Origin of the sequence: Tunturibacter psychrotolerans, from assembly GCF_040359615.1 — a bacterium.
GTDB lineage: Bacteria > Acidobacteriota > Terriglobia > Terriglobales > Acidobacteriaceae > Edaphobacter > Edaphobacter psychrotolerans.
In genome coordinates, this window is the sequence record NZ_CP132942.1 from 1,406,335 (window position 1) to 1,428,673 (window position 22,339).

General features: G+C 56.0%; 17 protein-coding genes and 3 tRNA genes. 9 read left to right on the plus strand and 11 right to left on the minus strand.

Going from position 1 to position 22,339, the window contains the following annotated elements; translation table 11 throughout:
- Window positions 1-18: 18 nt before the first annotated feature.
- Window positions 19-1,881 (minus strand): PP2C family protein-serine/threonine phosphatase, encoded by a 1,863-nt coding sequence (locus RBB77_RS05815; RefSeq protein ID WP_434557104.1) that lies wholly within the window; start codon window positions 1,879-1,881, stop codon window positions 19-21.
- Window positions 1,882-2,305: 424 nt separating this feature from the next.
- Between RBB77_RS05815 and RBB77_RS05820 the strand changes: the two genes are divergently transcribed.
- The 7 genes from RBB77_RS05820 to RBB77_RS05850 all read left to right on the plus strand — a co-directional run bounded on the left by RBB77_RS05820 (window position 2,306) and on the right by RBB77_RS05850 (window position 9,434).
- A complete protein-coding gene (locus tag RBB77_RS05820) occupies window positions 2,306-2,863 on the plus strand; it encodes a helix-turn-helix domain-containing protein (RefSeq protein WP_353065485.1) in 558 nt (185 codons plus the stop codon).
- A 1-nt stretch (window position 2,864) separates the two neighbouring features.
- Window positions 2,865-3,446, plus strand: a complete 582-nt coding sequence (locus RBB77_RS05825) for a hypothetical protein (RefSeq protein WP_353065487.1) — start codon at window positions 2,865-2,867, stop codon at window positions 3,444-3,446.
- 128 nt (window positions 3,447-3,574) lie between these two features.
- Entirely contained in the window at window positions 3,575-4,993 is a 1,419-nt protein-coding gene (locus tag RBB77_RS05830) for a flotillin family protein (protein ID WP_353065489.1), read from the plus strand.
- Between the two features lie 65 nt (window positions 4,994-5,058).
- The gene (locus RBB77_RS05835) at window positions 5,059-5,727 is read left to right on the plus strand and encodes a PspA/IM30 family protein (protein ID WP_353065491.1); all 669 of its coding nucleotides are present in this window, start codon (window positions 5,059-5,061) and stop codon (window positions 5,725-5,727) included.
- 226 nt (window positions 5,728-5,953) lie between these two features.
- Window positions 5,954-6,820, plus strand: coding sequence for a tetratricopeptide repeat protein (locus RBB77_RS05840; protein WP_353065493.1), 867 nt, complete (start codon window positions 5,954-5,956; stop codon window positions 6,818-6,820).
- A 129-nt stretch (window positions 6,821-6,949) separates the two neighbouring features.
- Complete coding sequence (locus RBB77_RS05845) at window positions 6,950-8,116, plus strand: acyl-CoA dehydrogenase (RefSeq protein WP_353065495.1); 1,167 nt, start codon at window positions 6,950-6,952, stop codon at window positions 8,114-8,116.
- Between the two features lie 70 nt (window positions 8,117-8,186).
- Window positions 8,187-9,434: an MFS transporter gene (locus tag RBB77_RS05850; RefSeq protein WP_353065497.1), complete on the plus strand. Its 1,248-nt coding sequence runs from the start codon at window positions 8,187-8,189 to the stop codon at window positions 9,432-9,434.
- A 33-nt stretch (window positions 9,435-9,467) separates the two neighbouring features.
- On the opposite strand, the gene RBB77_RS05855 is transcribed toward RBB77_RS05850, so the two are convergent.
- The 5 genes from RBB77_RS05855 to RBB77_RS05875 form a co-directional block, all read right to left on the minus strand.
- A tRNA-Arg gene (locus RBB77_RS05855) sits at window positions 9,468-9,544 on the minus strand.
- Window positions 9,545-9,607: 63 nt separating this feature from the next.
- Window positions 9,608-10,207, minus strand: a complete 600-nt coding sequence (locus tag RBB77_RS05860) for a hypothetical protein (RefSeq protein WP_353065499.1) — start codon at window positions 10,205-10,207, stop codon at window positions 9,608-9,610.
- 17 nt (window positions 10,208-10,224) lie between these two features.
- Window positions 10,225-11,292, minus strand: coding sequence for a YheT family hydrolase (locus RBB77_RS05865; protein ID WP_353065502.1), 1,068 nt, complete (start codon window positions 11,290-11,292; stop codon window positions 10,225-10,227).
- Window positions 11,292-12,092, minus strand: coding sequence for a DUF72 domain-containing protein (locus RBB77_RS05870; RefSeq protein ID WP_353065504.1), 801 nt, complete (start codon window positions 12,090-12,092; stop codon window positions 11,292-11,294). The genes RBB77_RS05865 and RBB77_RS05870 overlap by 1 nt, the downstream gene beginning before the upstream one ends.
- Window positions 12,093-12,125: 33 nt before the next feature.
- Window positions 12,126-12,200 (minus strand) — tRNA-His (locus RBB77_RS05875).
- 66 nt (window positions 12,201-12,266) lie between these two features.
- Here RBB77_RS05875 and RBB77_RS05880 point away from each other — a divergent pair.
- The gene (locus RBB77_RS05880; RefSeq protein ID WP_353065506.1) at window positions 12,267-12,809 is read left to right on the plus strand and encodes a DUF4112 domain-containing protein; all 543 of its coding nucleotides are present in this window, start codon (window positions 12,267-12,269) and stop codon (window positions 12,807-12,809) included.
- A 38-nt stretch (window positions 12,810-12,847) separates the two neighbouring features.
- Window positions 12,848-12,924: transfer RNA gene (locus RBB77_RS05885), tRNA-Pro, on the plus strand.
- Between the two features lie 235 nt (window positions 12,925-13,159).
- On the opposite strand, the gene RBB77_RS05890 is transcribed toward RBB77_RS05885, so the two are convergent.
- From RBB77_RS05890 to RBB77_RS05910, 5 genes are all read right to left on the minus strand, one after another.
- Window positions 13,160-14,173, minus strand: coding sequence for a DUF2950 domain-containing protein (locus RBB77_RS05890; RefSeq protein WP_353065508.1), 1,014 nt, complete (start codon window positions 14,171-14,173; stop codon window positions 13,160-13,162).
- Window positions 14,170-15,591 (minus strand): DUF3300 domain-containing protein, encoded by a 1,422-nt coding sequence (locus RBB77_RS05895; protein WP_353065510.1) that lies wholly within the window; start codon window positions 15,589-15,591, stop codon window positions 14,170-14,172. The genes RBB77_RS05890 and RBB77_RS05895 overlap by 4 nt, the downstream gene beginning before the upstream one ends.
- A gap of 703 nt (window positions 15,592-16,294) precedes the next feature.
- Window positions 16,295-17,296 carry a medium chain dehydrogenase/reductase family protein gene (locus RBB77_RS05900; RefSeq protein WP_353065512.1) on the minus strand — a complete coding sequence of 334 codons (1,002 nt, stop codon included), beginning with the start codon at window positions 17,294-17,296 and terminating at the stop codon, window positions 16,295-16,297.
- A gap of 144 nt (window positions 17,297-17,440) precedes the next feature.
- On the minus strand, window positions 17,441-17,839 hold the full coding sequence (locus RBB77_RS05905) for a hypothetical protein (RefSeq protein ID WP_353065514.1): 399 nt from the start codon (window positions 17,837-17,839) through the stop codon (window positions 17,441-17,443).
- A gap of 16 nt (window positions 17,840-17,855) precedes the next feature.
- Window positions 17,856-21,782, minus strand: coding sequence for a chitobiase/beta-hexosaminidase C-terminal domain-containing protein (locus tag RBB77_RS05910; protein ID WP_353065517.1), 3,927 nt, complete (start codon window positions 21,780-21,782; stop codon window positions 17,856-17,858).
- Window positions 21,783-22,339 lie beyond the last annotated feature (557 nt).

Sequence of the window (22,339 nt, forward strand, 5' to 3'; positions counted from 1 at the left end):
TCTCGGTGCGGGCAGACTTTAAAAGTTCAGACTGATGGCCGAGAGATCGGTTGATTTTTCTCCACTGGGTACATGGACCAGGGTGACGACGGTGATGTCGTCGTCCTGGCCGAAAAGCACCGCGGCTTCTGTTGCCCTGGCGGCGTCGGGGAGCGTTGCGAAGAGTTCGCGGACCCGATCGAAGCCGTAAATCTCTCCGGTCTTGTTGCGGGCTTCGAGTAAACCGTCGGTGTAGAGGGCGAGGTGATCGTTTATCTGCAAGCGCAGCCAGCTCTCCTCATAAGCAACGGCAGGAAACAATCCGAGTGGGAAAGAGCCGGAGACCTCGAGTTCTTGATCGTTGAGATAGGGTGGGGGATGTCCGGCGCTGGCTATGAGGCAATTACCGTGGGGATCAACACGCAGGGTTAGACACGTGGCAAAGCCGCCTCGCAACCGACCGCATAGGCGTTGATTTAGTTCAGTGAGCAGTTGGGCAGGGCTCTGCGTCGTTTCAACCAGGACTCGCACGAGTCCGACGATGAGTGAGACCGCGATGGCGGCCTTGATGCCTTTGCCGCTCACATCGCCAAGGATGACGAGGGTGAAGTCGTCATCGAGGGGAATGATCTGAAAGAAGTCTCCACCAACTTCAAGTGCGGGACGATAGGAGCTGGTAATCGCGAAGCCACGTACCGACGGTACCGTCTCGGGGATGAGCACTTGCTGGAGTTCACGGGCGCTGCTCATCTCATGATCGAGAAGGCTGCGACGACGACGGTCCTCCATCGAAGTGCGATAGATCGCGTAGACAAGGGCGACGAGCAGGAAGGTTCCGGTCAGTGTGGGTAAGGACACAGCACTACCGCGGATCAGGAAGATGGGCTCGCGCAGCTTGTTGGCAAGAGTCCAATGCGTGAAACGACTGCCCTGGGGAGCCAATCCCTGGACAACCTGCATCATGCCTGACAGAAATGCGGCGATAACCACCAGCCTGCGAGCTAAATCCAAGCGGCGCCGTTGTTTGATGGCGAGAGCGACGAGGAGAAGCGGCATGGCAGCGGTAATAAAGTAGATCCCGGTGAGCACTGCATCCGCAATCTGAATAAGCCAGAACCACCCCACGCTCGCGTCCAGCATGGAGACGAGGCCGTCAAGGACAGCGACGGACATGCTCACGATGGCGACGCGACGGATAAGGCGAATCAGCGATTGGTTGTCGCCGAGGTGTAGAAGCCAGAGAAGAAGAAACCAGAGAGAGATGTCGCGAATCGAGGAGAGGGGCGGCCCTAGGGCGTTTGATAATCCGACGGGCCACGCGATGCGCAAGCCATAGAGGACTAGCCGGACCAGCGGGCTCAGGGCGAAGCCGGTCATCCATAGGAGAGTTCGCTGCTGCCGGTCCCGAAGCCAGGAGAGAAAGCTGAGGAAGCCGGCGATTCCGTACAGGAGGTACTCGCTGAAAGAGACCAGATTGGAGCGGAGCCACTGGTAGTCCAATGTGGTTTTATAGGCGGCGACGGAGTCGGGAGAGCCTACTACCGGGGCTCCCTCGAACCCTCCAGAGTGCCCGGAATCGTCGGAGAGAAGAGGCGCTTTCCAAACGCGGATGGCGATGGTGCCTTGAAGCTCGCGCTCCGGTGACTGAGTGGTCCCGGGGCTAAGAGTGTAGATTGTCGGCTCGTCGGAAGATCTGTACCAGATGGGAGAAGGAGGAAATCTTCCGCTGCGGCCGATGGAGCGTCCATTCCAGTAGACCTCGTATATGTCGTCAAGATGCGGTACGAGGAGTCCGAAGTCGCTGCGATTGCCCGAGGCTGGGTTGAGCGAAAGGTGCAGGCGGTACCAGGCGAAGCCGGTGTAGCTGGGGTGCCCTTGCTCGCCCCAGGGTCTCTGTGCCATTTGTTTTTCCCACTGGGAGTCGTCGAAGGAGGGCGAGGCCCAGAGCGGATCGTCGCCCAGATGGAACTGCCAGGGACCGTCGAGCGGTGCGACCGCTTTACCTAGTCCTTCGATCAGCGTAGCGGTTGAAGATGTTGGCGAAGATGCCGTGGGCGCTTGTCCTGCCGATGGCTCGGGGAGAGCTACCAGAAGGGAGACGACGTAAAGCAGGAGTGCGGACAGGCAACGCGAATGCGATGGGCGCCAGCCAGGCGGAAGCATGTGGTCAGCATACGCTGGGTCGCCGATTCTTATATATGCGAAGCGGTTTTTTGCGGTGGCTGTCTTTAGAAAGTGGTATTTACCAAGCCTTATTCCACGTGGAAATTGAGTCCTTGATTTTTATTGCAAATTGCTATATAAATATCACGATTTGTAATACGCCATGAAGCTCAATGACAAAATCCGTTATCTTCGCGAGGTCGAAGGCAATCTTCGCGGTCTCAACCGCGCCATGACTCAGCAGGAGTTGGTCCGCGCGATTCAGCAGGAGAATGGCGCGGGCAAAAAAAAGGCAGGCAAGGCGACGATCAGCCAGTCGTATCTGTCGCAGATCGAGAGCGGCGCACGTCCTCATCTGACAAACACGACGCGATTGATGCTGGCGAAGTTCTTCCAGGTGCACCCCGGCTACCTTGTCGATGATCCGGAGGGATACCACTCTGAGTTAATCTCTGACTTGCGTACTGCAGAGGACAAGCTCGACCTCTGGCTCGTCGGCGGCGCGGAGCGCTTTCGTCGCGATCCGGCCCTCTGCCAAGCGCTGCTTGCTCTGGCGAACCATAGCGATTCACGGCGCTGCTTTCTTTTGATCGAGAGCATTCTCGAGACGCCCGCGTTGCTGGACCGCCTCTTTCACGTCCTGCGGCCTGATGCGTCTTCGCTTGCGGCTGCATCAACTCAACCCCTGCCACCAAAGGCTGTCAAACGGAGCACCAAATAATATGGACTCCTTCTATCTCATCTGTTTCGGTGTAGGACTGGTCCTTAGCCTGATCTCTGTCGTCGGAGGTTTTGCGCATCTACATATCGGTCGCTTCCACATTGGCCATATGGCTCATGGTCACGCGACCCACGGCGGGACACATCGCGGATCAGGACTCACTGCTGTGAATGGGTTCACACTTACTGTCTTTCTTTGCTGGTTTGGGGGCGCGGGTTATCTGTTGCATCACTCCAGTATCTTTAGCGGTCTGCTGGTTTTGCTTATCGCTCTGGTCAGCGGCTTTGCAGGAGCCATGATCATCTGGGCAATTCTCTTCAAGCTGCTTCTCCCGCGCGAGCGTGTATTGACGCTTGAGGAGACTGAGATGGCTGGTGTGCTGGCTCAAGTCAGCGATTCCATTCGGGACGGCAATGGCATTGGCGAGATCATCTTTTCGCAGTCCGGAGCCCGCCGCGCCTCTGCTGCGCGTAGCGAGGACGGTAGCGCAATCGAACGCGGAGCCGAGGTTGTTGTGATTCGTTATGACCGCGGCGTGGCCTACGTTCGTCGCTGGGACGAACTCTCCAACGGGTTACCGTGACGCACTCATGACGCGCTGGAATTTTTTCGACACAGGCGGCCCCACTTGCCGAGGCACTCCCCCCGCCACCCATCACTTGAGGCAAGCAAATAACACGCTCTCTCGTCCGTCGCGGACAAAGGAACGATATGCCGAACTCGGTCATCCTTATTGTTGGTCTGGTTGTTTTTGCCACCCTTGCACTGGCGCTTCTGATGGCCAAGATGTTTCGCAAGGCGGGCCCAAACGAAGCGATTATTGTGTACGGATTTCGCGGCCCGCGGGTCATCAAGGGCGGCGGCGCCGTCATCTTTCCCGTCGTGGAGAATTCTCGACAACTCTCGCTTGAACTGATGAGTTTTGATGTTGCGCCGCAGCAGGATCTCTATACGAAGCAGGGTGTTGCAGTGACTGTCGAGGCAGTGGCGCAGATTAAGGTTCGCTCTGATAAAGAGTCCATCCTTACGGCGGCGGAGCAGTTTCTTACGAAGTCTCCGGACCAGCGTGAAGGACTTATTCGACTGGTGATGGAGGGCCATCTGCGCGGCATTATCGGTCAGTTGACGGTGGAGCAGATTGTGAAAGAGCCGGAGATGGTGGCCGAGCGCATGCGCTCCACTTGTATGGACGATATGAGCAAGATGGGGCTCGAGGTGATTTCTTTCACGATTCGCGAGGTGCGGGACAAGAATGAGTACATCACCAATATGGGTCGTCCCGACGTTGCTCGCATCAGACGCGATGCGGAGATTGCGGCGGCAGAGGCTGAGCGTGACACTGCAATTCGACGTGCCATTGCACTGCGCGAGGCAGCTGTTGCTAAGGCGTCTGCCGATCAGGATCGGGTAATCGCGGAGACGGCATCGCTGGCGAAACAGGCCGAAGCTCAGCGCGACCTCGATATTCAAAAGGCGCAGTTCACCGAGCAGAGTCGTCGCCAGGAGGCACAAGCTGATAAGGCTTATGAGCTTCAGACCAATGTGATGCAGCAGAAGGTCGTCGCTGAACAGGTGAGGGTTCAACAGATTGAGAAACAGGAGCAGGTGAAGGTGCAGGAGGCTGAGATCCTGCGTCACGAGAAGGAGCTAATTGCGACGATTCTCAAGGGTTCTGAGATCGAGCGTCAGCGAATCGAAAATATTGCTCAGGCGGATAAGGCTCGCATCACGATGGAGGCTGAAGGCCGGGCCGCGGCTATAAAGTTGCAAGGTGAGGCGGAGGCGAACATCATCTTCCAGAAAGGCGAGGCGGAGGCGAAGGCGATGAACGTCAAGGCCGAAGCCTACCAGGAGTGGACGCAGGCGGCGGTCGTCGACAAGCTCATCACCAATATGGCGGACGTCGTGCGTGCTATGGCTGAGCCTCTCAGCAAGGTCGACAAGATCACCATCGTCTCTACCGGAAATGATGGTGCGACGGGTGCGAGCAAGGTCACCGGAGAGATGACTAAGATCGCAGCCCAGGTTCCTGCGCTCTTTGAGGCTCTATCGGGAATGAACCTTCACGATCTCATGGCCAACGTCAAAGCGATGAAGCCTCGCGAGAACGGCAACAGCTCCCAGGTTTAAGTAACAAATCGGCGCGGGAAACTCCTCCGCGCCGAATCAGCATCCGCTGCAAAAGGAGAAATTCCATGGCACTGCTTGAACGTGTAGGAACGCTCTTACGAGCGAACATTAACGATCTCATCGAGAAGGCTGAAGATCCCGAGAAACTCGCAAAGCAACTCGTCCTGGACATGGAAAATCAGCTTCTCCAGGTCAAGACGCAGGTTGCCATCGCGATTGCTGACCAGCACCTTCTCCAGAAAAAACTGAAGGAGCATGAGGATGCCATGAACCAGTGGAATCGTAAGGCCGAACTCGCCGTTCAGAAGCATCAGGATGATCTGGCCCGTGCTGCGCTCGAGCGTAGTTTGAGCAGCCAGCAGGTCGCGGCAAGCTTCGCGCAGCAACTGGAAGATCAGAATGCCGAGACAGAGACTCTTCGCAACGCCTTCGGGCGCCTTCAACAGAAACTGTCTGAGACGCGATCCACTTGCGAGGTGTTGATAGCGCAGCACCGCCGCGCCCGAACTGCAGGCAAAGCCAATGCCGCCCGCACGCTTGCCGCCTCGCACGAGAGATCGAACGTCCTGAACCGACTACGCACTACCATCCAGCGCAACGAGGCAACGAATTCGGCCAGCCACATGATCCTCGAAGCCCAGTCTCTTGAAGACCAACTCAATGGCTTAGAAAAGGAGGATAGGATCGAGCGTCTTCTTGAAGATCTCAAAAGCCGCCAACCCCGACTTACGTGAATCGAGAACTGTTTGTGAGTATGAATATTCGTTGAAGTAGAGAGAACCCATTTTGGTACGCGTTATCCACTGCTATTTGATAAGGTTAGGTGACTTAGGTCTTGATTGGCGCGGGGTTCGTAGGCATACTCCAGAGAGAGTTGGATGGATGAGCCTCTAAGACGGTGCCAACTGAGACACACCTGTGACCCGATATAGCCGTCAAGACGTAATTCGGATCCTTCACTTGCAGGCACGCCAGTTAGTGGCGTGGGAGCGAGCGGGATTGATCTCTCCCAACAACGACTACTCTTTTGACGCTCTGGGCCAGTTGCGCAGGCTGCGCGATCTGCAAGCTACGACGCGCATCTCGGCGAAAAGTATTCGCGCGTCGGTCGATGCGATGCAGCGATTCGGAGGGGTACGAAACCCACTGCTCGAAGCGAGCTTTGTGCGTCGTGGATCGCGTCTTAGCTTTCGGCACGGCGGCGCGTTGATGGATCCGCTTACGCAGCAGCTTGCTTTCGACTTTGAGACTGCGCCGGCTCGTCAGCTTCGTGTAGTGGGGGCGGGGGATATTGCTCTACGGCAGGCCGCTGAGGTGCAGGAGATGTTCTTGCGGGCGGTGCAGCTGGAGGAAAATCCGGCCACGATCCAAGAGGCGGCTGAGATCTATGACGCGATTCTGGTGCTGCGACCGCAGCATGCGCCGGCGTTGATCAACCTTGGGACGATTCACTACAACCTTCGCCGATTTGAAAATGCCGAAGGGCTCTATCGGCGCGCTACCTTGGCCGATCCGGAGTATGCGCTGGCGTTCTTCGATCTGGGCAATGTGCTGGACGAGATGCAGCGACTGGCCGAGGCGACAACGGCTTATCAGAAGGCTGTCGCACTGGTGCCGCAGTACGCCGACGCGCACTACAATCTGGCACTAGCGTACGAGCGGCAGGGACAGCGTCGAAGAGCGTTGCGGCATTGGCTGGCCTATGTGCGGCTCGATCCGATTGGGCCGTGGGCCAATCACGCGAAAGAACAGGCTCGTAAGATTTTGAACACCGAGAAGCTTTCGATTGTTAGCCGCCGTGGGCGCTCAGTAAAAATTGCCGGGTAGCGATTTATTCTTCTTCGAGGCAGGCTTAGACGGATTCGCCATACACTCTCAGACTGAGTGAATGGCTATTCAGTTGTGTGTTCAAGATGCTAGACTCACCTGTTCCTTAATACGGTTTGAGGTGAGTGGATGTCGCAGCAGGTTGGTCCGATGGCGTTGACGCAGTTGGGGGAAGACGAACAGCTCTTTCGTGACACGATAAGACGCTTTGCGGTGGAGCAGATCGGTCCGCTGGTACGCGGGATGGATGAGTCGCAGCAGATGGATGCCGGGCTTATCCGTAAGCTCTTCGAACTTGGGTTGATGGGTATCGAGATTCCCGAAGAATATGGCGGGGCAGGTGGGACGTTCTTCAATGCAATCCTGGCGGTGGAGGAGGTCTCTGCCGTTGATCCGTCGGTTGGGGTGATGGTTGATGTTCAGAACACGCTGTGCATCAATGCGCTTGTGCGATGGGCCAATGAAGACCAGAAGAAGAAGTATCTGACGCGCCTTGCGACCGACACCATAGGATCTTATGCGCTTAGCGAAGCTTCTTCTGGATCGGACGCGTTTGCTCTACAGGCGCGGGCGGTGAAGCGGGGCGACGACTATGTTCTCAACGGACAAAAACTCTGGATTACGAACGCGAAGGAGGCTGGACTGTTCATCGTCTTTGCGACGATCGATCCAACGGCGGGGTACAAGGGGATTACAGCTTTCCTCGTCGAAAAAGATGCGCCTGGATTCACGTTGGGCAAAAAGGAAGACAAACTCGGCATCCGCGCCTCGAGTACATGCGAGCTTATCTTTAGTGATTGTGTGGTGCCGGCTGCTCAGGTACTGGGCGAGCCCGGCAAAGGATACAAGATAGCGATCGAAACTCTCAACGAAGGCCGCATCGGCATCGGCTCGCAAATGTTGGGTTTGGCGGCGGGCGCGTGGGGACACGCGGCGAAGTGGGCCAAGGAGCGCAAACAATTTGGCAAAACACTGGTTGAGTTTCAGGCCATGCAGTTTCAGCTTGCTGAGATGGCGACGGAGATCGAGGCGGCACGGCTGATGGTCTATAACGCGGCGCGACTCAAGGATGCGGGACTCGATTTTCTGAAAGAGGCTGCGATGTGCAAATATTTCACGTCGCAGGTGGCGGAGCGCGTCGCCAGCCTCGCGGTCGAGGTCTATGGGGGGTCTGGGTTTGTGAAAGATTACCCCGTCGAGAAGCTGTATCGCGACGCAAAGATCGGAAAGATCTACGAGGGAACCTCGTTCATGCAGTTGGCCACGATCGCTAAGTTGACATTAGGGAAGAGTTAGCCTCTTCGTACGATCCGCCCCGATTGGTCCAATCGCTTCCCTGGTTCTACACTAGAGGAAGAGTATTGGTATGACCACTTCGATAACTTCGACAAAATCCGGACCAAGAGCACCTCTGCCTTTTCTCGGGCTTGCCTGTGCCGTCAGCGTTTCAACGATGTACTTCAACCAGCCTCTTTTGCTGGAGATGAGCCATAGTTACGGGGTCACAGCCGGACATGTCGGTTTCGTTGCGGTTGCGACCCAGGTAGGCTATGCGATCGGCTTATTTACCTTCGTTCCGCTTGGCGATGTGCTGGAACGACGCGCACTGATGATGCGGATGTATGGCGCGGTGACAGTCGCACTGTTGCTGGTCGCGCTTGCTCCCGGACTGGGCTGGCTTATCGCAGCGAGCTTGCTGCTTGGGCTCTTTGCCTCGGTCACTCATGTTGTTCTTCCGATCGCGCCGGATCTGGTTTCGCAGGAGCAGCGGGGGCGCGCTATTGGCACAGTCATGACCGGATTGTTGCTGGGAATTCTGCTGGCGCGCACCTTCGCGGGATGGGTGAGTGGAATTCATGGCTGGCGGTGGGTCTTCGTGGTGGCTGCGGTAATAAATGCGACGTTTGTTCCGCTCATCTGGAAGGTCATGCCGAAACTTCCTCCGAAGCAACAACTAAGATATGCCGACGCGATGAAGTCGCTTTGGACGCTCTTTCGCACTCAGCCCCTGCTGCGCGAGTCTTCGATTGTCGGAGCACTTGTATTTGCATCCTTCAGTTGCTTCTGGACCACGCTGGCTTTTTTGCTCCAGAGCCATTACGGGCTTGGTGCGGGCGTCGCCGGAACCTTTGGCGTGGTTGGAGCGGCGGGCGCTTTGGTCGCGCCACTGGCAGGCAGGTTATCGGACCGTCACGGATCGCGCTGGGTCATCTCGCTGGGTATGGGGCTGCTCGCGTTCTCGTACATTCTGCTTTGGGTGGAGGAGCCTGCGGGGATTTCGACCACGTTCCACATTATTGCGCTCGTAGTCGGAGTGCTGGTGCTCGATGTTGGTGCGCAGATGACGCAGGTGGCCAATCAGACGAGGATCTTCGGGTTAGTTCCGTCGGCGCGCAGCAGGCTCAACACGGTTTATATGACGGTGTACTTTACCGGGGCGGCAGTTGGGTCGGCGTTGGCGACGATGGCCTGGGCGCATTGGAGATGGAACGGCGTCTGCTGCCTGGCGATTGGGTTCATCGCGCTGGCTGGCCTGCGGCATGCGATCGGTAGCCGGCATGCTGGAGAAGATCACCTTGTGACGTCGGAAGAAGATCTTTTACTGGAGGCTTAGCGAAGCCTTAGGACCGCAGACGCAAGGTGCGGGTGGTGGGCGAGGCGGGGATCGAACCCACAACCCCGAGCTTAGAAGGCTCGTGCTCTATCCAATTGAGCTACTCGCCCGCGAGTGTCCTGAATTGATTGTAGCGGGATCGAGAGCTTTCGGGTTTCAAAATTGGCGGAGGCCTAACCGAAGGCGAGATCCTTGCTGCGCAACAAGGCGACTACCGCGTCCAACGCTGAAGCCCAGTTCTGCTCTGCGGTTTGAGAATCGTGGCCGAGAGCCTTTATGTAAAGGCTGACGGCGAAACCCTCCTGCGGGCCGGTAAGATCAACCAGCGCTGGGCGGATTACGCAGTCGAGCATGGCAAGGGAATGGTCCAGAGGAGAAGAGTGGCGTGTGAGACGGTGCATCATCTGCTCCATCTGATGATAGGAGGCGAAGAGAGATCGGTCGCGCCAAACAATGTCGATATAGCTGCCGAAGCCGGCGGGGGCCTCGTCGGCCGTCACGTCGAGATTTTGGCGGAGGTCGTCGAGCGGCTCTGCGTCGAGCGGCCACGCATCGCACTTGGCGGTGAAGACGGGCGATCTGGAAGCGTTGAGCGCGCGCAGAGCATGCATCAGCGGCGGATGCTGTTCAACTTCGGGGAGATGGTCGAGATCGTAAGGGTTTTCGCGCAGATCGATGAAACGGCGATTGCCAGAAGGATCGGAGGGGTCAGACCAGGGAACGACAAGCACGGGATCGTCTGAGGAACATTCGGCGGACCAGTCAGAGAGCATTAGCAACTATCTTAGCGTTACTGGTGGGCAGACGTTGGGAGCGCGACTGATGCATTGGCAAGCAGAAAACGAAGTAGCGTGTGCTCGGCCCAATAGCCGTCGTAGCCAGTGTCGGCGTCGGGTTGGGCGAGAAAGGCGCAGTGGCCGCCGTGGTGAGTCGTAATCAGATGAATATTCGGGTTCGCTTCAAGTCTGCTGCAACTCTCTTCGGTGATACGAACAAAGGGATCGTCCAGAGCGTGGAGAATGAGCGTTGGCACGGCGATATGGTCGATGACGCGGGCGGCAGCTGCTCGATAGTAATAATCATCCGAGCCGGTGAAACCGGAGTAGAGGGCGGTGATGCGGTCGTCCAATTCACGGAGGGAGCGTATACCAGTGGCTAGATTTGGATCGTAAACATGCGGAAACAACGCGACCTTGCGGCGATATCGAAGTAGAAGAGCGCGAAGGAACTTCAGCTCGTAGAGCCGATTCTGCGGGCGATGAAGAGCGTCAGCCGAGGCGCCGAGATCGAGCGCGGGGGATACGCCAATAACCGACCGGAGCTCTGGCGGCGCAGAGGTGCCCAGTTCGCCAGCGAGTTTGAGGACGAGATTTCCTCCCATCGAGTAACCGATCAGTGACAGTGACTGCAGACCATGTTGGGCGACGAAGAAATTCATCACTTCGAGCACATCGTTTGAGAGACCCGAGTGATAAAGCGTCGGCGAGAGCGCTTCAGTGCCTCCGCAGTTGCGCATGTTCATGCGGATGATGTTGCAGCCGGCGCGCCACAACTTGTTCGAGTTGCCGATGACATACTGAGAGTTCGACGAACCTTCCAGTCCATGCACAAGGATGGCTGTCGGTCGCGACGCACGCACCTCTTCTGGCTGCCAATGGCAGTGGCAGAGGACCTGGCTTGCAATTTGTGTGGAGGTAGCAGGTGATACTTCGACCAGCGTCGCCTCAGGCGTGGGCAGCCCGTTTATCCGAGGCAGGTAGTTGCCCATGATCGTTTGAAGATGTCCATTGATAATGAAACGCCGGGGCTGAAACTCTACAGCGTGGCTCGCGATACTCTCGATCTCGTCTGTCTCCATTACTGTTTGGCCGCCTGAGCTTGGATGCGGGCGAGAAATTGTACGGCATTGAGTGCGCCGGTAGGTTCGTCCTCATGCTTGAAGTAGATATAGACGTCGCGTTGTTCGGCGAGTGCTGAGAAACGTTGTGCGAACGCGTCAAGCTCGGTCACCGAATAACCCTGACTTCTGCGGAGCCGGTAAGAAGTGTGGGTCGCAGCGGTATGCACGTCGGGCGTCAATAGATCGTCGCTTTCGGCAATGCAGAGCGCCGCGTTGTGCTCGCGCAGGATCGTGTAGATGTTCTCGCTGAACCACGACTCGTGGCGGAATTCGAACGCAATCGGTGCAGCGCCTTCTTCGTGAAGCTTGGAAAGAAACAAGAAGGCACTGAGAAGCTCGGCGTCTGCCTTGAAATTAGGGGGAAGTTGGAACAGCAACAGGCCGAGCTTGCCGGCCTGACGGACTGGCTCAAGCGTCGCCACAAACTGAGATACGAGTTCGTCGCAACCACGCAACCGCTTGAGATGAGTAATACGTTGCGGCGCTTTGAAGCTGAAGCGAAAGTCTGGCGGAGTCGCGGCGAGCCAGTCTTCCAGCATCTTCGCTGTCGGCAGGGCGCGGAAGGTGTAGTTCACTTCGACCGAAGTCAGTTGTGTTCCGTAGAACTGAAGGAACTTCTTCGCGGGGGTGCCGGCAGGATAAAACTCCGGCTTCCAGGTTGGATACGCCCAGCCTGAGGTGCCAGCATAGAGACGCACCGGGAGTCTGTTAGCGGCGACCGGGACGGGCGTAGAGGAAGCTTGGGGTACGCGGGACAAGGTTGATCCGCAGTCTGAAGATTTTGAGAAGTTTGGGGCGGCTAGTGGGTTTCGAACCCACGACATCCGCTGCCACAGAGCGGCGTTCTGCCACTGAACTATAGCCGCCGTATAATGGAATTATAGCACTGGCCGCCAACAGGGCAATCTCTGGGCGGGGCGGGAAGGGGTCCGATGCCATTTACCGCGAAACCCGAGGTCTTGTCGCCCCGTTTGAAACGCGGTGGGCGAGCTTTCGATGATGAAAATCTCGACTTGTTGTCGCACGTTCTCGACGATTTCATCAGGATCCCCGGCACCTCGATCCGCTTCGGTCTGGATGGTATTGTGGGCCTCATCCCAGGCGTCGGTGATCTGATCGGCGGAATAGCCTCGTGCATCATTATTGTCGCGGCATGGGTGCGCGGTGTTTCCTACGTCACTGTAACCCGCATGGTGGCGAACGTCGCGATCGAAGTGCTGGTCGGCTCTATCCCGGTTCTCGGCGATATGTTCGACATTGCGTGGCGCGCCAACCGCCGCAACTACGCGCTTTTGATTGGCAGTGTCGATGAGCCGCGAAAACATACGCTGCAAAGCTGGCTCTTTCTCGGCATGGTGTGTCTCGTGTTGGCTGGACTGGTGATTTTGCCGCTGCTTCTGCTCACCTGGGTCTTTGACGGGCTCTTCCATGCGCTCTTCGGAACGAGTAGCCACGGCCTCTTTCGCACGCTCTGATCGCGGTAACCCGCTCGATGCGATAAACTAAAAAGAGTCGGGGCGTAGCGCAGTCTGGTAGCGCATCTGGTTTGGGACCAGAGGGTCGGGGGTTCGAATCCCTCCGCCCCGACCAACTATCCAGCCACAGTCATCTCAGAAGATCCAAACCAAGCAGCTGTTGTGGCGGGATCTGCCACCATGACGCTGAATCCTCCGAAGGACCCGGACAAGAGACAGAAGAATCTTGATAAAGCTGTGGCTAAGCTTCCGAGGAACTCTCCACCGCCCAAGTCCTGGGACCTGTTAGCGCCGAATCTCCTAACAATGGCTGACATCTCCGTGTTGCTGGCGGGAGCGGACGATTACGATTATTGCTGGACGATGATCCAGCCGGGGTCGGGATCGAACTGGGTCATTGCGGTTGCTGTTTCTGTGGTGGTCTTGCTGAGATCCTTTTCAAGCAGCACGCCATCCTGGTTGATCATGAAGCTCATCACGCCCGAGTTGCCGTACTCCGCCGGATAGGCGATGAAGGCGAATCCGCCTGTCATCTTCCCGTTGACCATGTAGCTCTTTGCGCCGCCAGGCGCCTTGTCGGTTTGCCCTTGCAGCATGCGGAAGTAGTAGCCATGGAACGGGGTGTGTCCCTCGGGCTTTGCGGTATATCCTTCGGCGGTTGCGTTGGCCGCCAACGGCCCGAGCGGACTCGCCGGCATCCCGTTCGGCGATTGCCAGTACAAGCCATTTTGCTTGCCCGGGTCGCTGATGAACTTCGCCGCAAATTGCTTCGTCTTTTCTCCATCGTGAGGGTGGGAGAAGTAGTCAGCCTCAGCGTCCGCCACTGCTCCACAGACATCGATAATTGCCAGCTCATTCCGGCCGATGCGGCGGTTCAGGACTTCATCCCTGCCTGCGGCCGTATCGAAATACCACTTTCCATCGCCATTCTTCTTCAGGGGAATCGGGAAAGGAAAATTGTCAGGTCCGACCAGCAGAATCTGGGCGCCATCCGGCATGTTGCGCCAGCGGTGCATTGCCCCATACCCGGCCACGAAGGCTGCGGCGGCATTCTTGTCCTGCACGGGATCGCCGGAATAGAGAACCGCTTTCGAATCCGGGCCAAACGTCGCCAGCAGCGCATTTTGATCGCCTGATTTTGCCGCCGTCAGCAGAGCGTTACCCGCTTCGTCGGGTGTGGCAAATACAGTGATGGAAGGTTTCTCGGGCGTCTCGGGTTTCCTGCACGAGGCAAGGGGGAGAAGTAGCGCCAGAAGCAGTAACGGGGTGGTCAACGCAATTCTGCGGGGCTTGAGCGACATTCCATCCTCCAAAACTTCGCCTGTAAGCTCTTTACCAAGATTGCTCGCCAAAGATAGCTTCATCTGCGACCGCCCCAGCCGCCACCGCCGCCGCGGCTAACCGAACCACGAGCGCTCTCCTGGCGGGATGCCCAACCACCTCCTCCGCCGCCGCCAAAGGCCGGTGATCCGCCGGACCGCTCCTGCGATCCATAGCCGCGAGCAGCAGCGGAGTTGGCTCCAGAGTAGCTTGAGGGAGTTTTCGGGGTCCCCTGGGTTTGGTTCCAGCCACTCCCGGTGTTCTTGTAGACATTCCCGTTTGCTGCGGCATATTTATTTCCATTGGCGGCTTGGCCCGCGGCTACATTGTTGCCGTACGCGCCGGACGCCGCAACTCCTTTGCCGCCATTCGAAGTCTGTACCGTTCCAACTGACCCTTGCGCGGTAGTTTGATGTTGGGTGTACGCGGTGCTGCCGTTCTTGGAGACCACCGAACTTCCATAGTTCCCGTAGGCGTTGGAAGCCTGGTGCGTGGCGGCATACGCGCCGGTGTTCGGGTTGTACGCTTGACCGACTTTTTGCGTTCCGTAAGCGGTCGTGGTGGATGCGCCACGGGCATAGGTTCCGGTCGACGGATTATAGGCATTCCCAGCGCGCGCGACGCCATTCGGGCCGTAGGCAGTTGCGCTGGAACCATAGTAGCCGCCGTGCCATGCGTTGTTTCCGTAGTAGGTATTGCTCCTGTACACGACAGCGCCGCCATGCCAGTTACAGTTCCAGTAGCTGTAGCCCCATCCGGAATTGTTTATCGCCATGCCCACCGCGATTCCAGCTCCGAATGCTAGCAGCCCGGTCGTGACGACGGCTGCTGTGCTGTATCCCGGCGTCACATACGGAGTGCCATAGACGACGGTCGGGTTGTACTGCGGGACGTAGACCACCTGTGGATTGGTAGGTTGAATCACGATCGTTTGCGGCGATTGTTGCACCACCGTGATCTGTGAGCCGGATTTGAGATTGCCGGCAGCTTTTGCCTGGGCACGCAATGTCTGAATCGCCGTCATCACATCGGCGGCCTGCGTGTGGTATGCCTCTCCGAGGCCAGAGGTCCAACTCAGATTCCCGGCCAGGTTGTCGAGTACAGTAGGAAACTGCGTGAGCGCCTTCACACTGGGATCCCACTGCTCCTTATCGACGGCCTGGGTTAGAGCGGTGCCCGTCAAACTCTTGTTCTGCTGAAGCCAGCCGGCGGCGGCAGCAACCTGGTCGGGAAAGGTTGCGGCCCCAAGAATCTGGGCAACCAGGGCATCCGGGTACAGTGCGATGGGCGCCACAAGTTTCCCCAGATCATCCGCAGAGAGGGGGGTGCCTTGTCCCGAATACCCGTTCGCTGCCGGAGCTTGTGCCGGTTCCTGCCCTTGGGCTGCAAAGGGCACGGCGTTGATGACCAGCAGGAAGGATAAGGTAGCCGATAGGAGCTGTTTCAGGAAATTTCTGATCATTGTCTTCTCTCTATCCAAGAAGGGCACCCAGCATCTGATGAGCTTAGTTTGACGGAACCAGCATATTCCTAATCCAAGAACACGACGCCTTTAGTTTGGTAATTTTACTTTCCGACCGCCGACTCGGAGCGGAGACCAGATGGAAATCGTGCGGACTCGAAAGGCCAGAACTACTTGAGTGTATGACCGGCTATCCGTAGAACTGCAAAGCCAGTTGCGCAAACGAAAGCCGAAAGTTCCGGAAAACTGGTATTTGTTAACTGAATCCAGGTTTTCCAAGCGATCATCTTGGAGAGCCTAAATTGCCGCCTCGTTGTATACAGCTCTGCGGCCACAATGGCCCGAAGTGCGGGCACGGGAGGAATGATGAGGATCACACTGAATATCGCTGCTAGTCTTCTGGTTCTAGCGGGCGTCATTTGGTTCCTACAAGGGATTAATGTACTGCCTGGTAGTTTCATGACTGGACAGACTAAGTGGGCGATTTATGGTGGTATGGCCATTGCAGTGGGCCTCGCTTTATTGCTGAGAGCTAACCGGGCGCGAAAGGAGCGCTGATTCAGTGTGAAGTGCCGATAACCCCGTTTCTGAGGAACTACGGGACGTCACTTGTCCGAGATGCCGACTATGCGGCCAGGTGACGAGAAGAGCTTTTGCCAGGACTGAACCCGACTCCGGATAAAGCAAGAAATCCTGTGGGCTGCTATCGGCTAACCTCAATCACAATAGAACCCATGCGTTCGCTGCTGGCATACTCCCGATGTGCCTCTTGGATCTCACTAAGCCTGAAGGTGTTTTTGATTGGTACGGAGATCCTTCCGTCTTTGAGCCATTCAAAAAGTTGCTGCAGATCTGAAGCGAAGTGTTTTGACCCGCGATTCACGCCGAAAAAGGTGGTGCGCTTTCCCGACCAAAAGAACAAGTTCTTCGAGAACAGTTTGAGAGCTGAAGGGATCACCGAACGTTCAGGAGTATTGGTCCATGCCGGCAAGTTCATGCCATACCCCACTAGAACCCCTCCCCTTTTCAAGATCGAGTAGGACTCGTCGAAACTCTCAAATCCGAGTGGATCGAAGACCGCGTCTACCCCACCGAGGTCTTGCGTGGAGGCGATCCACCTCTTATTCAAATAATCGAAAGGGATTGCTCCGAGTTGCCGCAGTTCGTCGTGCTTTTTCAATGAAGCTGTACCGAAGACCTGGGCTCCTTGTAGTTTTGCGAGCCGTAGGAGCGCGCCTCCCACGGCGCCACTCAACGCATGAACGAAGATCTTCTGGCCAGCTGTAACATGCGCCACCCGGTGCAGCATTTGATACGCGGTGACCCAGTCCAGGATGAGGACGACAGCAGCCTTTTTGTCCAGGGCCTCGGGCACGCTTACCAGAAATTGTTCCGGAAGGTTGATTAGTTCCGACTGTCCCTCATACTTCGAAAGACATGCAACGCAGTCACCAATACCGAACTTTGCGGAGCCCGGGCCATTCAATCGCACCTTGCCAATGACACTATAACCAGGAGTCAGGGGCGGCTTCTTTTGAAGCGGATACGTGCCGCGACGCATGTTCACGTCGGAACCTGAAACGATGGTGTACTCGACCGACAGTTGAACTTCGCCGGCTGCAGGATCGTTCAGATCACTCTCGACAATCGCAAGCTTGCTTTCGTCGCCGAACGCAGTAATGACAACTTTCTTCGTCCTGGCCATGAGCTCACCCTCGATGGATTCTCTCATCAATGAAGGATGCTGATTAGAGCCAGCGCAGGGGAATGTCTCCAGACTTTCCAACGGCGGAAATGGCCACGCATCAAGTATCGACTGAGTTCGAAAATTTCAAAGGGTCTTGGAATTTCAAACGCGGGTAAGATCAGGCCCGCCGGTGAGCGCCAGATATTGATGGATGAACGCGATCGACATGCTGCCTTCGCCCACACCGCTGGCTACACGTTTGATCGAACCGTGACGAACGTCGCCAGTGCAAAATACGCCCGGAAGGCTTGTCTCCAAGGGAAACGACTCTCGATCAAGAGGCCACGCGGTCAGGTCTCTTCCCGTGTAAATATAGCCTTTGGCATCACGCTCCAGGTTCGGCGGAAGCCAGGATGTGTTCGCGGTCGCGCCGATCATCAGCAACAACGCATCGGCACTACGCGTAGTGGAAATTCGTTCACGCGTGGTGGTTACGATCCGTTCGTCAAGGCGAACGTGCAAACAATGCAATTGACGATCCGTGACCAGAAACGAAAGCATGTAAAATTTGCGTCTACTAATTGTGATAAGTCCAATCAAGGATGTTAGCGTTCATGCTTGAACCGCCAGTTCCTGCTGTAAAGCCCACATAAGCAGTAGTGCCACCAAGTACGCTGGCTAAATTAACAGCTTCCGTCGCGGTAAAGCTCGCAGATGTTGAAGCGTCCGTAAGCGTTAACGTAAGGTTCGTACCGTCGTAAGTGATGTGCGCATGCAGGATGTGCCCGCTAGCCAAGACGATATTGGAAGTAGTCAAGTTGATGGCAGGTATCGTTGGCTGTGCTCCATCTGTATAAAATCCGGTTGAATCTGATCCTTCACCTGAGTTGTTGTGAATATCAAATTTGATTGCCAGGCTTTTTCCTATTCCAGCAGTTCCGCCTCCGAATCCGAGTCCACTTCCTATCGATCCGATGGCCGAGGGTCCTTTAGTCTGGATGGCGAAGGTGAAACCATCTGCGACCCCGTTGAGAATTTGAAAATCAAAGTCGCTCGTAAATGTAGCAACGTTGACAGCCGGTGTAAACCATATCGAACTTCTGGAAGATGTCTGGCTTGCAGTCATCAACTGCAGCGTCGAACCGCTCAGAAGCCCAACTCCGTTAAAGACGAAACTACTTGCGGCACCCGCGAAACCATTTGGGAAATTGATCACTTCAGGAGTCGGATTGATCGTGTACCCGCCGCTCGACACTGAGCTTACCGAAAGACCAGGAGCAATAGCCATCGCTTGAATAGTCTCAGTTGACCCAACCAGAACGGGGTTGGAATACACCGAAGAATTGGTGCTGGGTGTTGTGCCGTCCGTTGTGTAGTAGATGACACTGCCCCCTGTGGAGTCGGAGAGTGTAATGCTTTGCGCACTCGCGTATGTGCCTGGCGCGGGGGAGAACGTTGGCGCGGCGGTAACACTAGGTACCGTCGCGGAAATAACATAGGTTGCAGTAGTCACTGCGCTTTCCAATCCAGATGGCACAACAGCAAATGCTTCGAAGGTTGTCGTCGTTCCTGCACTAACCGCAATAGGGTTGCTGTACACCGCAGAGGACGTTGTTGGAGTCGTGCCGTCCGTCGTGTAATAAATCGCGACACCGGAAGTGGTATCGCTGAGCGCAACGTTTTGCGTCGTCGTATAGCTGCCCCCTGGGGGGCTGAAGGTGGGAGATGAAGGAGGAACTGCGGCCACCGAGGCACTGTAGGTCCAGGTCAGGATCTTTTGAACTGCTGTGCTTCCGCCGGATCCGCCTGTGAAGCCTACATATGCCGTATTGGCTCCCACGATCTGGGGAATATTAATCGCCTGACTGTACGTAAATGTCTTGGCAGCGACGATGTCGGTCAAAGTTAAGGTTAGAGTGGTGCCGTCATATGACAGATGGGCCTGCATGATGTTGCCACTATTCAAAAGGACTCCGCTCGACGTCATATCGACAGCAGGAATCGTGGGCATCGCCCCATTTGTATAAAACCCCGTAGAGTCGTTGCCCTCTCCCGCGTTGTTGTGGAAGTCAAACTTAACAGCAACGCTGTTAGGCATGGCTTTCGTGTTTCCATAACCCAGGGCCGCGCCGTTGTTTCCCAGTGCAGTGGCCTTTGCATTCTGTATCGTGAACGTGAAGCCGTCTGCTATCGGATTAAGAATCTGGAATGCAAAGTCTGCCGTAAAGGCGCGTATGTCAATGGGTACGTTATAGAAGGCGCTCCCCGCCTGATTGATGCCTCCGCTCGTGAGCTGAAGGCACGCGTCACTGCTGGTAGTAGCTGTGCCGTTGAAGGTAATCCCAGCAGGGGTTGCAAAGCCGCTGCCAAAATTTATGCTCGAACCGCCGGGCTGTATGACATAAGCGTCCGAGACAGCGTGATTTGTCTGCAGCGCCGGATCTACTGCCAAGGCGCTTACGGTTGTATTTGCTCCCACCATTATGGGACTCGAATAGACCGCAGATGAGGTTGTAGCAGTAGAACCATCCAGCGTGTAGTAGATCGTGGCGGAACTGTCCCTGTCGGACAACACAACCTGCTGCGCTGAGGTATAGGTGCCTCCAGCTGGGGTGAATACCGGCAGCGGCGTCAATGGCGACGGAGTGAACGCTGCGGAGGTTATCGAGCTCTGAAGGTAGTTGATTCCACTCGCCATCGCTTTGACCGTTGTAGCCGCCGTCAGCGTGATGGGCGAAGTATAGAGATTGGAGCCGGTTGTAGGAACCGTTCCATCTAACGTATAAAAAATGCTCGTAGAAGGTGTTGCCGTAGTGAGCCATATCTGCTGGGGCGCCTCGAAGACACCCCCGTTGGGTATAATGGTTGGTACTGCAGCGACTGGTTCGCCATTGAGTAAGCCAAATACATCAAGCTGATGCTGCGCTCCGACGTACACCTTGCCATTCGTGACGATAGGTACAACAAATTTGTTGGACAGACCAGGATTGTCGCGCGGCTGCTTATCGCTTTCATACAAAATCTTCGACAGGTTGGTGGCATCGAAGGCGTAGAGGGTCTCGGGAGTAGTGCTTCCGGTCTGCCGTACAGCCCACGCTATACCGTTCTGTGTCCCGCTTGAAGATATGACGAAACTGGCCCCCGGAAAGCTGGAGGTAACAGTGCCAAGGCTGGAAGTGGTAGATGCGAGTACACCATTAGTGAGGCTAAACGCTTTAGGATAGTCCCCACTACCCCATGTATAAACACTTCCATTCCAGTAGGCGGGAGTGCTGAAGATGCCCTTCGTTGCGCCCAGAATATCCTGCAAGGCGTTTGTGTTCGAAGTACCTCCGGGTAGATAGCCACCGAGATTATCTCGATCTAAAACCACGATGCGTCCTTCTTTTCCCGCCTGTATCAGCAGATGAGGATTGGGACCTGCTTGATCGGGCAACAGAAGAACCCCGCCGGACCCCAGATCGTGATCTGCCGCGGATAACGCGGCCTGATTGAAAGTTGTGAAGGCATCAGTCACAGCAAGACTGCCGCCTGCCAGACTAACTTCCACGACGCTGTCCCCGAGATTGACACTCGGATTGAACGGAGGGTACGTAGTGTTCAAGCCGTTGCCCGTTGAAAGGAACATTCGTCCGCTGGTCCCTCCATTGTCAATTGGCATTCCGGCACCTGACGCCCAGATGCCAGCTCCAGAACCGCTAGGAGATAGACAGATAGCCCCAGTCTGGCCAAGTGTTGTGCCATCATATGCCAGCAACCAGCCATGCCATGGGCCGCTATCACCGTGAGAACCGAAGCCGGCATACACTATGCCGTTGTAATAGACCAAGGCCGGGCGGTTCAGCTGCCATAACGGACTAAACGCGATTTGACCGCCTGAGCTACCAGCTCCGGTGCCCAACGCTGTCGCTTGAATAATGGTCGGGCTGTTTGGCTGCTCTGCTCCGGTGAGTATGTTGATCGCATGCAGCCGCTGTACATATCCTCCACCTTCCTTCGTCTTGGCAATGACGTACATCGTGTTGCCAGCGACGTTGATCGCAGGGGTACTAGTGATCCCTATTTCAGGAACAATGTCATTTGTGTCAACATCCGCGCTGGGAACCGTGGTTGCGCCAGGTGCAGCGCCATAAGCTGAGCTGAGTAGGCTTATCTGCCACAGTGGCTGCGCATTTGTGCCAGCGTTCGAATCAGCATCGAAAGCGTAAACGGAGTCGTGCTCGGTCGCTACAAAAACAACGTTGTGTACTAGCCCATCACTCATCGTAAGGCCACTGATGTAGAGAGGCTGAGCATAGACATAGCCATCTACGGATCTTGAAAAAAGCAATCCGAACGATGAGGCAGTCACATTAGCTGGAGTTAGCAGTGTCTCCTGAGTATTTGCTCCCGCCTCACTATTGTCGTATCGCCAGGTAGGCACATTTACCGGAGTCGCTATTTGGCCCAACGCCGACTTAGTCACAGCAATCAATACGCAGATAAAAAGCGTTGCTCTTAGCAAGGACTTCGCGGCCGCTTCAAACCTGCTTGAAATGCAGGGTGGAAGACGTGATATGGCCAAACCAGTAGACACAGAGTTAACCAGCGACACGACTCACCTCCAGCGTCCCGTGGTTGATTCGTGGTGAGAGAGGAGAATGAATCCAAATTCCTAACGAGTTTCAACCAAGACTCAACGACAGAACTGCAGCAAGACCTTTCGCGCCCTGCGACACGGGGCCCTTAACGTGCCGACTCACAGTGCACGTTGAGGGCAAAATGTAATGCATTTGAGTCCAACTGTGTGTACACAGTAGTAATTGACGAAGGTTACTTTGCTGGAACGCGCGAGCGTTTATCGCAACTTCTTCTAATTCGGATAGTTGAAGGACCAATCTGCTCGCAGTCCTAGCACGGACAAATAAGTCCCATTCATCCCATCAACGATCTTGTTCACGGGGTATAAGTTTACTTACTTTGATGACTTGGATTTCAAATGCCCGGCCGAGACACATGCACTGGGCTGCACATCTTCGCACGTACTTTGACCTAAGGATGGTATGTAAACTGCTTTCACAG

Coding starts and splice junctions, on each gene's coding strand:
- RBB77_RS05820 (WP_353065485.1), top strand. CDS start 2,306: ATGAAGCTCAATGACAAAATCCGTTATCTTCGCGAGGTCGAAGGCAAT.
- RBB77_RS05890 (WP_353065508.1), bottom strand. CDS start 14,173: ATGAAGCTATCTTTGGCGAGCAATCTTGGTAAAGAGCTTACAGGCGAA.
- RBB77_RS05825 (WP_353065487.1), top strand. CDS start 2,865: ATGGACTCCTTCTATCTCATCTGTTTCGGTGTAGGACTGGTCCTTAGC.
- RBB77_RS05865 (WP_353065502.1), bottom strand. CDS start 11,292: ATGGAGACAGACGAGATCGAGAGTATCGCGAGCCACGCTGTAGAGTTT.
- RBB77_RS05860 (WP_353065499.1), bottom strand. CDS start 10,207: ATGCTCTCTGACTGGTCCGCCGAATGTTCCTCAGACGATCCCGTGCTT.
- RBB77_RS05850 (WP_353065497.1), top strand. CDS start 8,187: ATGACCACTTCGATAACTTCGACAAAATCCGGACCAAGAGCACCTCTG.
- RBB77_RS05905 (WP_353065514.1), bottom strand. CDS start 17,839: ATGCTTTCGTTTCTGGTCACGGATCGTCAATTGCATTGTTTGCACGTT.
- RBB77_RS05835 (WP_353065491.1), top strand. CDS start 5,059: ATGGCACTGCTTGAACGTGTAGGAACGCTCTTACGAGCGAACATTAAC.
- RBB77_RS05880 (WP_353065506.1), top strand. CDS start 12,267: ATGCCATTTACCGCGAAACCCGAGGTCTTGTCGCCCCGTTTGAAACGC.
- RBB77_RS05845 (WP_353065495.1), top strand. CDS start 6,950: ATGTCGCAGCAGGTTGGTCCGATGGCGTTGACGCAGTTGGGGGAAGAC.
- RBB77_RS05895 (WP_353065510.1), bottom strand. CDS start 15,591: ATGATCAGAAATTTCCTGAAACAGCTCCTATCGGCTACCTTATCCTTC.
- RBB77_RS05815 (WP_434557104.1), bottom strand. CDS start 1,881: ATGGCACAGAGACCCTGGGGCGAGCAAGGGCACCCCAGCTACACCGGC.
- RBB77_RS05900 (WP_353065512.1), bottom strand. CDS start 17,296: ATGGCCAGGACGAAGAAAGTTGTCATTACTGCGTTCGGCGACGAAAGC.
- RBB77_RS05830 (WP_353065489.1), top strand. CDS start 3,575: ATGCCGAACTCGGTCATCCTTATTGTTGGTCTGGTTGTTTTTGCCACC.